We start from the raw sequence: 9,981 nt of genomic DNA, 5'->3' as shown, positions 1-9,981 counted from the left end.
AGCGCTTCGGCTTCGACGAACACGAGGCTGAGCCTGAGCCGTTCAAGCGTCGGCGGCGCAGCTAAGCATCATGGTGTCATCCCGGAAGCCGCGCAGCGGCTGTCCGGGACCCATGAACTGCTGATCGAGCAGGCGGCGGCCGACCTCGCCACCTTCGGCCTGTACGACGCGAATGGGTCCCGGTCTTGCTTCGCAAACCGGGATGACGGCTTTGGTGGCGCTATGCCTCCGCGAACGTCACCGCCGCCACGGCGTCGGGCTCCAGGAATTTCGCGGCGGAGATCGCCTCGGCCTCGATGGCCTTGCGATCCTTGGGCGAGACCGTGTCGAACAGGCGCACGCTCACCGCGACGGTCTTCTTCCTCGGCTCGATCCTCCAGGTTCCGACGACGAGGCCGTCGACCAGCACCATGGGCGGGATCAGTCCGTTCTTGCTGGCCAGCAGCGGGGCGTGTTCCGGACGAATGATCCCCGTCCGGTCGGCTCGGCCCAGGACCGCACCGTCGAAATCAGCCAACAATCGCACGGGCGCCGGGATGTCGCCGCCCGGGCGCGGGGCATGTTTCAGGTCGAACAGCGTGCGCTTGCGCTCATCCTTGAAGGTGACGACGTCGTCGCCCAGGCCCTCGAAGACCAGCGCGGCCGCCCCCAGGCCCGACCAGGCGGCGAAGTCGGCGGGCAGGCAGGGACCGTGGGCGGCCAGATAGCGCCGGGCCAGATCATGGGGCCGGGGCGTCGGATATTCATCCAGGCCCAGCCAGGTCTTGGCCAAGGTGAAGAACCCGCCCGGCTCGTGACCGAAGGGGGCGTTGGACGAGGCTTGGACCAGGGGCAGGAAGATGCGCGCGGCATAGGCCAGCGGCCGCACCGCCTTGACGCCCTGGGCTTCCAGGACTTCGCGGACGCTCTCGAATTTCTTGGGCTCGGTCTCGAAGTGCCGCCTGGAGATGTCGAGCACGCGCTCCAACTCATCGGTGGTCGGCTTGACGCCCCAGGGCAGGGTGATGTTGCGCGGAGGCATGACGGTGGTGCGGAAGGCCAGCACGTCCTTGGCGCTGGCCAGATGCAGGGTGCCGCGCATCAGGGTCGAGCGCACCACCCGCCGCTCATGGATGGCCGTCAGGAGATCACCGCGCTCGAACCCGTCCAGCCGCGCCCACAGCCCCAGGAACGGCGCGCGGGGCAGTTGGGCCTGGATGGCGAACAGCCGCTCCAACGCGTCGACCGGACCGATCTTCTCTCGCGCCAGCAGCATCTGCCGGGCCAGCAGGATTCTGTTCAGGTCGCGCTGGGTGAGAATCTGATCAGCCATAGGTAGAGGATCGCTGAGAGAACGGTGTCCGACCAGCCCCATTGCTCAAACCGCAGCTTGCCTATTTGCGCTTCCGTCCCCATTCCACCCTTCGCGCCCGCGCACTTTCCGCGCGTGGCCAGGAGGCGAGTTTGAAAAAGGGCTTCATCGAACCGGGCGCGAAGCCGCGGCGGTTTTACAAGGACGTCGCGGTGGTGGCCGAGGACGGCGGCTTCGCCGTCAAGCTCGACGGTCGAAATGTCCGTTCGCCCAAGGGCGGAAAGCTGAATGTCCCGACCCAGGCGCTGGCTGACATGGTCGCCGCCGAATGGGCCGGTCAGGGCGAGGTGATCGAGATGGCGGACATGGCCATCACGCGTCTGGCCTTCACCGCCACCGAAGCGATTCCGCCGGCCCGTGAGGCGACCGCCGAACAGGTCGCCGAATACGCCGCCTCCGACCTGCTCTGCTATTTCGCCGGAGAGCCTGAGAGCTTGCATCAACGGCAAGTCGAGGCCTGGGAGCCCATCCTGCAACGGGCCGAACGCGAGCTCGCCCTGGTCTTCGTGCGCACCACCGGCATCATCCACACCGCTCAGCCGCAGGAAACCCTGGCCAAGATCAAGGCCTTGGCGCTGGAGCTGGACGACTTCACCCTGACCGGCGTGGCCTTCGGGGTTCCATTGTTCGGTTCGGGCGTGTTGGCCTTCGCCCTCTATCGCGGCTGGCTGACGGGCGAGGAGGCCTACGCCCTCTCACGGGTCGACGAGGCCTATCAGCAGGAAAAATGGGGGATCGACGATGAGGCCGCCGAACGCACCGCGCGCCTGCTGATCGAGAGCCAGATGCTGGAGCAGTGGTTCAAGGCGCTGGCCTAGGGAGCGGCGACAAAAGCCGGTCCCGATCTTTCGGCGCGGCCTTTCGTGCCTAGATGACCGGCATGACCGAGACGCTTCAACCTTGGCTCGACCGATGGCGGCTGACGCCGGATGGCGAGGCCTTCACCACCGAACATACCGGTAGCTGGCTGCTGCCTGTTCGCCGCGATGAGCAGGCCGCGATGCTGAAGGTCAGCCCGTCGCCCGATGAGATCGCCGGCGGGGCGCTGATGGAGTGGTGGGCGGGCCAGGGCGCGGCCCGCGTGCTGGCCCGTGAAGGCGAGGCTTTGCTGTTGGAGCGGGCGATGGGCCCACGGTGTCTGATCGCGATGTCGAAGGACGGGCAGGACGACGCGGCCACCCAGATCATCTGCGACGCGGTCGAGGTGCTGCACGCCCCGCGTGGCCGCAGGTCGCTGTCGACGCTCGTGCCGCTGGACATCTGGTTCCGGGAACTCGGCCCCATGGCGGCCGCCCAGGGCGGCGTCCTGGCGGCCGCGCATCAAGCCGCTCAGACGTTGCTGGCCGACCCCCGCGACGTTGTGGCGCTGCACGGCGACGTCCACCACGCCAATATCCTGGACTTTGGCCCGCGCGGCTGGCTCGCCATCGACCCAAAGGGCCTTCTGGGTGAGCGCGGCTATGACTACGCCAATCCGTTCTGCAATCCGGACACCGCCACGGCGTTGCAGCCTGGCCGTTTACAGCGGTACCTGGCTCAGGTGTCCGAACGGGCCGGGATGGAGCCCAGGCGGCTGTTGATGTGGATCCTGGCCTATAGCGGGCTGTCGGCGGCCTGGATCTTGGGCGACGGCGACCTGGCGCGCTTCGACCTCTCGATCGCCGAGCTGGCGGCGGCGCAGCTCGGCGTCTGAGGCCGGGTCAGCCGCCCAGCTTCCAACCCACCTGCTGGGCGAAATCGGCGAAGAACTGCGGCTCATAGGCCTGCTCGGGATCCTTGCGGACCCATTGATCGAGGATCTGCGCGTCCTCGCCGACCAGGATGCGCCAGCGCTCGGCCTTGACCCCGTCGAGGATCACCTTGGCCGCCGCGGTGGCGGTCATCGGGGCGTCTTCCAGGAAGCTACGGGCGGCTTCGGCGCTGATCGCCCGGATGGCGACGTCTGGGACCTGGCTAAGGTCCCTGCCGGCCGCCGCCGCGCGAGCGCGGGCTTGGGCCAGCTCCTCGGCGCTCAGGTCGTCGGAGTCGGTTCCGCCCTGCACCTTGCGGGAGTTGGCGATGATCGAGGTGCCGATGTGGCCGGGCATGACCACCGAACATTTGATGTGCGGGGCGGTGAGCCGCAGATCGGTCACCAGGGCCTCGGTGAAGCCCTTCACCGCGAACTTGGCCGCTGCATAGGCGGTGTGGGAGGTGTTCGGCCCCACGGTGGCCCAAAAGCCGTTGACGCTGGAGGTGTTGACGATGTGGCCCTCGTCGGCCGCCATCAGCATCGGCAGGAAGGTCCGCACGCCCAGATAGACGCCGCCCCAGCAGACATTGAAGGTTTTCTCCCAGGCCGCGCGGCTGTCGGTCACCATGCTGCCGCCGCCGGCGATCCCGGCGTTGTTGAACAACAGGTGGATGCGGTCGGTCTGCTGTTGCTGCGCCATCTCATCGCGGAAGGCGATCAACTGGGCCTCGATGGAGACGTCGGCGATGTGAGTGGTGACCTTGGTGCCCTGCGGCTTGCCGTCAGCCTCGATCAGCCGGACGGTCTCGTCCATGGCCCTGGCCGAGACGTCGCACATGGCGACGTTGCAGCCCTCGGCGGCGAGTTGGCGGGCCAGTTCCCGGCCCATGCCTGTGCCGCCGCCGGTGATCACGGCTGTCTTGCCTGCGAAGTCTTTCACGGCGTCGCCTCCCTGGCGCTATTTTGGGAAACGCTAACCGGCTTCCCTACCGTCCGCCAAGCACGGCCTGCTCAGACCTCGGTGTTGTAGAGGCGCAGGATGAAGGACACCTGGTAGGCCAGGTTGGCGATGGCGAAGGCCGCGTGGAAGCGCCGGTTCCGGGTGGCGATCGCCACGCCGCAGAGGGCGACATAGACCACGCAGCGTATCGGATATTCCCAGCCGAGGTGGGCGAGGTAGTCCTGGCCCTTGATGGCGGTGTCGACGATGTCGGCGAGGAAGGTCAGGGCCAGCAGCCCGAAGAACCACTTTCGCCGCGACATGAAGAAGTCCTCGAACCCGCCATAGTCGGCCAGGTCGTCGGGGAACAGCAGGCAGGTCAGGAAGTAGTAGAGGCTCGCATAGGCCAGGACGAAGGCATAGAGCTCGAACGTCCAGGAGACGCTGGAGAGGCGGAACTCCCACCACCAGAAATGCACCGCCGACAGCAGGATCGACACCGCCCAGGCGAGGTGGACGCCATAGAGCTTTCGACGGCCAGGATGCTGGACGAAACCGGAAAAGCCGGAGAGCGCCCGGGTGATCGAAAGCCCGACGACGAGCCCGATGATCACCCGAACATGAAGGTAGAAATCAGCGCTGACCGGCGCCGAGGCCATCAGGCGGGCAGGGTGGCCAAGGCGGCGTTGTCGCCCCGCTGCAAGGGGTCACGGAGCGGCTGGCCGTCCTGGGTGAACTCTAGCGACACCGAGTTGATGCAGTAGCGCAGCCGGGTCGGGGGCGGGCCGTCCGGGAACAGGTGGCCCTGGTGGCTGTCGCAGCGCGCGCAGCGGGTCTCGATCCGCACCATGCCGTAGCTGACGTCGCGCACGGCGACGACGTGGCTCTCGTCATAGGGAGCGAAGAAGCTGGGCCAGCCGGTGACGCTCTCGAACTTCGTATGGGCCTTGAACAGCGGCAGGGCGCAGAGGCGGCAGCAATAGACCCCGTCCTCCTTGTTATCCAGCAGGCCGCCGCAGAACGGCGCCTCGGTGCCGTGGTGCAGCAGCACCTCGGCCTCTTCGCGGGTGAGGCTGGCTTCGAGGCGCTGGCGTTCGGCCGCGTCGGGCGGGGTGAGGTCAAATCCGGTGGGGGAGGCGGCTGGCGTGCTCATGGTGTCCAATCTAAGGTCGCTGCGGGTTTAGCGAAAGTAGCTCGCGGAGGATGGGCGCATGATCACCAGCACAACGCCGGAAGTGGCCGAGCGGTCCACCAGCCAGACGCTCGGGGTGGTGAGCGGCGAGGCAATCATCGGCGCCCACATCTTCCGCGATCTGTTCGCCGGCATCACCAACATTATCGGCGGGCGGGCCGGGGGCTATGAGAACGCCTTGCGCGAGGCCCGCGATATAGCGCTGCGCGAGATGTGCGACGAAGCCCAGCGCCTCGGAGCCGACGCCGTGGTCGGCGTCGATCTCGACTACGAATCCCTGGGCGCTGACAATGGCATGCTGATGGTCACCGCCGCCGGCACCGCCGTGAAGCTACGCTAGGCGGCCGCGCCCAAATTTCTTCGATCCTCCCTCGCCCCAGCGGGGGCGCGTCTCTCAGATTGGCGGCTGAGCCGCTTCCACCTCGCCGAACACCTCCCGGAAGCTAGCGCGCAGGGCGTCGTCCGCCTCGTCCATGGTGACGGGAAGGCCAAGGTCCACCAGGCTGGTCACGCCGTGCTCGGTCTGGCCGCAGGGGATGATGCCGGCGAAATGGTCCAGGTCCGGTTCGACGTTCAGCGACACGCCGTGGAACGACACCCAGCGCCGTAGCTTCACGCCGATGGCGGCGATCTTGTCCTCGCGAATCGGCAGGCCTGGAGTCCGGCGCTCGACCCAGACCCCGACACGCCCGTCGCGAATCTCTCCCTCGACGTTGAAATGGCCGAGCGCCCCGATCACCCAGGCCTCGAGGCTGGCCACGAAGGCGCGGACGTCGCGCTGGCGCTTGGTCAGGTCGAGCATCACATAGGCCACCCGCTGTCCGGGGCCATGATAGGTGAATTGCCCGCCGCGCCCGGAGGCGAAGACCGGGAATCGATTCGGATCCAGCAGGTCGCCCGGCTTGGCCGACACCCCGCCCGAATAGAGCGGCGGGTGCTCCAGCAGCCAGACTAGTTCTCCCGCCCGACCCTCGGCGATGGCCTGGGCCCGCGCCTCCATGGCGGCGACGGCCTGCGGGTAGGGGACCTGGCCGGGGGACACCGCCCAGCCGGCGGGAACGCCGTCATGGCGACCGAAGAGCGGGGTATCGGTGGGGAGGGTTAACGACCGGTCAAGCATGTCGGACTCAATGTGGCGCCTGGGGCGGGCCGAACAAGGCTGCGCCGCTATGTCTTAGAGTTTCGAGGGCTTTTCGTCTTGGGTCAGATCAAAGAGGTCAACGTCGAGATATCGATCGTGCTCGGCCGATCGACGCTGCCGATGCAGCAATTGCTGCGCATGGGGCGGGGCGCGGTGATCCCCCTCGACGCCGGTGTGAACGACGAAGTCTGGATCCTGGCGAACAACCATCCGGTCGCCCGCGGGGAGATTCAGATCAACGAGGACCGCATCTCGATCGCCGTCACCCGTGCAGCGAATGTGTATGATTTCATGGCTGGCGGTCAGTAGGACTTCACAAAGCCAAAAGCGTTTGCTAACAGCCGCGCCTCACCACGAGCGGTCGTGGCGGAATTGGTAGACGCGCAGCGTTGAGGTCGCTGTGGGGCAACCCGTGGAAGTTCGAGTCTTCTCGACCGCACCAGTGAAACAAGGTCGTAAACAGCCGATAGAGTAGCCTTAGTCCGAATTTTCAGGGAGGTCCGAATGAGCCGCGAAACGGCTGACCCGACTGAATTTCGCGACAAGGCCTCTCCCGAACTGGAAGAAGATCTTGAAGACCTCGCCCTAGGCGAGGACTACGCACTAAACCCGGACTTCGTCGCGATGGTGGTTGACGCCGCCGATCGCGGCGACGCCGAGCGCCTCCGAGACCTGTTGGGGGCGCTGCACCCGGCCGACGTGGCCGACCTGATGGGCTTCCTCTCGGCGGACTACCGCGAGGAGATTCTGGCGCACCTGGCGCCCGAAGCCCTCGCCGAAATTCTCTCCGAACTAGACACCGAGATTCGCGAAGAGGTCCTGGAGACCGTCGCGCCCGCGACTCTGGCCAAGGCGCTCGAGGAACTCGACTCGGACGACGCCGCCGACGTGGTCGACGACCTGGAGGCCGACAAGCGCGTCCAGGTCCTGGCCGCCATGCCCGAGAACGAGCGGAACGCGATCGAATCATCGCTCGCCTACGAGGACGAGACCGCCGGGCGGCTGATGCAGCGCGAGGTGGTCGCCGCCCCCCAGTTCTGGACCGTCGGCCAGACCCTCGACCATTTCCGTAAGAACGGCGACGACCTGCCCGAGCTGTTCTTCGACGTCTATGTGGTCGACCCCAGCTACAGGCCGGTGGGCGCCGCGCCCGTCAGCCATCTGCTGCGCGCCAGGCGTGACACGCCGCTGGCCCAGATCATGGAAGCCGTCACCGAGATCCCGGTCGGAATGGACCAGGAGGAGGTGGCCTACATCTTCGACAAGTACCACCTGATCTCGGCTCCGGTGGTGGAGCCTGGCGGCCGCCTGGTCGGTCAGATCACCGTCGACGATATCGTCGGGGTCATCCAGGACGAAAGCGAAGAAGACATCCTGGCCCTGGCCGGCGTGTCCGACGCTGGCCGGAACGCGCCGGTTATCGACATCATCCGGGCGCGCTTGCCGTGGCTGATGATCAACACCGTGACCGCGGCCTTGGCGGCTAGCGTGATCCACGGGTTCGAGGGCGAGATCACCAAGCTTGTGACGCTAGCGGTGCTGATGCCCATCGTGGCCTCGCTGGGCGGCAATGCAGGAACCCAGGCCCTGGCGGTCGCGGTGCGCGCTTTGGCGAGCAAGGAGCTGTCCGAGGTAAACGTCTATCGGACCGTTTTCCGTGAGATGGCGGTGGGGCTCGCCAATGGCGCGGCGCTGGCCTTGGTCACCGGTCTGGTCGTCTTCTTCCTGTTCAAGGACCTGCTGCTGAGCATCACCTTCGGCCTGGCCCTGATGATCAATCTCTTCGTCGCCTCGTTCGCGGGCGCGATGATCCCCCTGGCGCTGGAGCGAATGGGACGGGATCCCGCAGTTTCGTCATCCGTTTTCGTGACTTTCACCACGGACTTCACAGGTTTCTTCGCCTTCCTGGGCCTTGTTGCGCTAATCCTGCTGTAACTGGCTTCAGGCTTGCGGCGGGCCCTCACGGGCGCCTGCCGCCTGTGCCGAATTGGGACAATCCGGGGCCATGTACGCGCGCCATCGCGTTTCTCGGGCGGCCATCGACCTGCTCAAGCGGTTCGAAGGCTACCGCCAGACCGCCGTCCAGCTGCCCGATGGCCGCTGGACGATCGGCTATGGCCATACCCTGACGGCCCGCGAGGGCGCTCAGGTGTCGGAGTCCGACGCCGAGGCGCTGCTGCTCTACGACCTGATCAGCGTCGCTCACGCGGTCAACGAGACGCTGTACGCGCCGGTCTGCCAGAACCAGTTCGACGCCCTGTGCAGCTTCGCCTTCAACATCGGCCTCGACAATTTCCGCCGCAGCCAGGTGCTCAAGCGCCTGAACGCCGGCGCCGCTGTCCAGGCCGCCTGCGCCATGGAGCTGTGGCGCAAGGCCGACTTCCAGGGCGAGCGCATCGTCGTCGATTCCCTGGTCCGTCGCCGCGCCGCCGAAAAGGCCCTGTTCCTGACTCCAGCGGGCGACGCCTGGGTGCCCGCGCCTTCGCCCATCCTGCGGCCGATGATCGATCTGGACGCCGTGGACCTCGTGCCGCTGCAGCGACCGGTGGCGCTGGAGGCCTCGGTCGAGGGCGACCAGCTTGTGGTCCGCCGCGAGGGCGCGCCGGCCGACGATGAGCATCCGCAGGCTGTTCCAGCCGCCGAAGACCCGATGCCCGCGGTCACCGCCGCCGCCGAGGCGGTCGCTGGGCGGCTGGAGGGCCTGTTCGCCGATCCCGGCGAGGAGCCCGACTTCATCCCGGAGCCCGCGTTCCAGCCGGCCTACGAACCCGAGCCCCAAACCGAGCCCGCACCCGAGCCGGAACCGGTCGCGCCCGAGCCGGCCGTGTTTCTGCCGCCCGAATCCGAGCCGATCCTCGACGCCCGGCTGCTGGAGTCGGAAGCGTCTGTCTCCGATGTCGACCTCGACATCCCCAAGACCCCGTTCAGCCACGCGATGGCCAGTTCGCCCGCGCCGCAGGTCACGGTCGAGATGGCGCCGTTCGAGTTCATCCCCGCCCGCGGTCGGCCTGCGCCACGCCGCCGGGAGCCATCGCTGGTCTGGGACCTGCTGCTGGTGCTGCTTGGCCTGGCGTTCTTCGGGTTCGGCGTGTTCTGGGGCGTCTATGCGCAAGGGGTCTCCAGCGTCGGCTTCGTGACGCCGCGGCTGGTGGGCTGGCTGGCTGGCCTGGCCGGTGTCGGCTTCGCGACGGTTGCGGTATTCCGCCTGCTGCAACGCCTGGGACGCGCCGCCGAACGGGACTAGCTGCCGCTCGCCCGCCGGGGCGCCCTATGCTAACCGTCCGCCATGATCCCGAACCACGGCCCCAGCCTCGATTTCGGCCTCGGCGAGGCCGCCGACGCCATCCGCGACACCACCGCCCGCTTTGCCGCCGACCGGATCGCGCCCCTGGCGGCGCGGATCGACGCCGACAACGAATTCCCCCGGGAGCTGTGGCCGCAGATGGGCGACCTCGGCCTGCACGGGATCACGGTGGAGGAGGAGTTCGGGGGCCTGGGTCTGGGCTATCTCGAGCACGTGGTGGCCATGGAGGAGATCAGCCGCGCCTCGGCCTCGGTGGGCCTGTCCTACGGCGCCCATTCCAATCTCTGTGTGAACCAGATCCGCCGCTGGGCGAGCCCGGAA

Annotated in this window: 12 protein-coding genes and 1 tRNA gene; 8 read left to right on the top strand and 5 right to left on the bottom strand. The window is 67.3% G+C overall.

Going from position 1 to position 9,981, the window contains the following annotated elements; genetic code table 11:
• Positions 1–220 precede the first annotated feature (220 nt).
• Positions 221–1,312, bottom strand: coding sequence for a winged helix DNA-binding domain-containing protein (locus Q7T84_RS02845; RefSeq protein ID WP_304806171.1), 1,092 nt, complete (start codon positions 1,310–1,312; stop codon positions 221–223).
• Between the two features lie 131 nt (positions 1,313–1,443).
• Between Q7T84_RS02845 and Q7T84_RS02840 the strand changes: the two genes are divergently transcribed.
• Together Q7T84_RS02840 and Q7T84_RS02835 are read left to right on the top strand one after the other, a co-directional pair.
• Positions 1,444–2,169 carry an ATP12 family chaperone protein gene (locus Q7T84_RS02840; RefSeq protein ID WP_304806170.1) on the top strand — a complete coding sequence of 242 codons (726 nt, stop codon included), beginning with the start codon at positions 1,444–1,446 and terminating at the stop codon, positions 2,167–2,169.
• A gap of 62 nt (positions 2,170–2,231) precedes the next feature.
• A complete protein-coding gene (locus Q7T84_RS02835; protein WP_304806168.1) occupies positions 2,232–3,044 on the top strand; it encodes an aminoglycoside phosphotransferase family protein in 813 nt (270 codons plus the stop codon).
• Between the two features lie 7 nt (positions 3,045–3,051).
• Here the strand turns inward: Q7T84_RS02835 and Q7T84_RS02830 are convergent, their stop codons facing one another.
• The 3 genes from Q7T84_RS02830 to msrB form a co-directional block, all read right to left on the bottom strand.
• On the bottom strand, positions 3,052–4,023 hold the full coding sequence (locus Q7T84_RS02830) for an SDR family NAD(P)-dependent oxidoreductase (RefSeq protein WP_304806167.1): 972 nt from the start codon (positions 4,021–4,023) through the stop codon (positions 3,052–3,054).
• A 71-nt stretch (positions 4,024–4,094) separates the two neighbouring features.
• Positions 4,095–4,682, bottom strand: a complete 588-nt coding sequence (locus tag Q7T84_RS02825) for a hypothetical protein (protein WP_304806165.1) — start codon at positions 4,680–4,682, stop codon at positions 4,095–4,097.
• Positions 4,682–5,176 (bottom strand): peptide-methionine (R)-S-oxide reductase MsrB, encoded by a 495-nt coding sequence (gene msrB, locus Q7T84_RS02820; protein ID WP_304806164.1) that lies wholly within the window; start codon positions 5,174–5,176, stop codon positions 4,682–4,684. Before msrB ends, Q7T84_RS02825 begins: the two co-directional genes overlap by 1 nt.
• Before the next feature lie 58 nt (positions 5,177–5,234).
• Between msrB and Q7T84_RS02815 the strand changes: the two genes are divergently transcribed.
• Positions 5,235–5,555: a heavy metal-binding domain-containing protein gene (locus Q7T84_RS02815; RefSeq protein ID WP_304806163.1), complete on the top strand. Its 321-nt coding sequence runs from the start codon at positions 5,235–5,237 to the stop codon at positions 5,553–5,555.
• A gap of 54 nt (positions 5,556–5,609) precedes the next feature.
• On the opposite strand, the gene lipB is transcribed toward Q7T84_RS02815, so the two are convergent.
• On the bottom strand, positions 5,610–6,335 hold the full coding sequence (gene lipB, locus Q7T84_RS02810) for a lipoyl(octanoyl) transferase LipB (protein ID WP_304806161.1): 726 nt from the start codon (positions 6,333–6,335) through the stop codon (positions 5,610–5,612).
• Positions 6,336–6,413: 78 nt separating this feature from the next.
• Between lipB and Q7T84_RS02805 the strand changes: the two genes are divergently transcribed.
• The 5 genes from Q7T84_RS02805 to Q7T84_RS02785 form a co-directional block, all read left to right on the top strand.
• The gene (locus Q7T84_RS02805) at positions 6,414–6,665 is read left to right on the top strand and encodes a FliM/FliN family flagellar motor switch protein (protein ID WP_304806160.1); all 252 of its coding nucleotides are present in this window, start codon (positions 6,414–6,416) and stop codon (positions 6,663–6,665) included.
• A gap of 48 nt (positions 6,666–6,713) precedes the next feature.
• Positions 6,714–6,798 (top strand) — tRNA-Leu (locus tag Q7T84_RS02800).
• A 62-nt stretch (positions 6,799–6,860) separates the two neighbouring features.
• Positions 6,861–8,291 carry a magnesium transporter gene (mgtE, locus tag Q7T84_RS02795; protein ID WP_304806159.1) on the top strand — a complete coding sequence of 477 codons (1,431 nt, stop codon included), beginning with the start codon at positions 6,861–6,863 and terminating at the stop codon, positions 8,289–8,291.
• A 70-nt stretch (positions 8,292–8,361) separates the two neighbouring features.
• The gene (locus tag Q7T84_RS02790) at positions 8,362–9,600 is read left to right on the top strand and encodes a lysozyme (protein ID WP_304806158.1); all 1,239 of its coding nucleotides are present in this window, start codon (positions 8,362–8,364) and stop codon (positions 9,598–9,600) included.
• A 42-nt stretch (positions 9,601–9,642) separates the two neighbouring features.
• On the top strand, positions 9,643–9,981 hold a 339-nt coding region (locus Q7T84_RS02785; protein WP_304806156.1), incomplete at its 3' end, for an acyl-CoA dehydrogenase family protein.

The sequence above is a fragment of the Phenylobacterium sp. genome (genome assembly GCF_030654915.1).
GTDB lineage: Bacteria > Pseudomonadota > Alphaproteobacteria > Caulobacterales > Caulobacteraceae > Phenylobacterium.
This window is presented reverse-complemented; position numbering and strand designations above follow the sequence as displayed.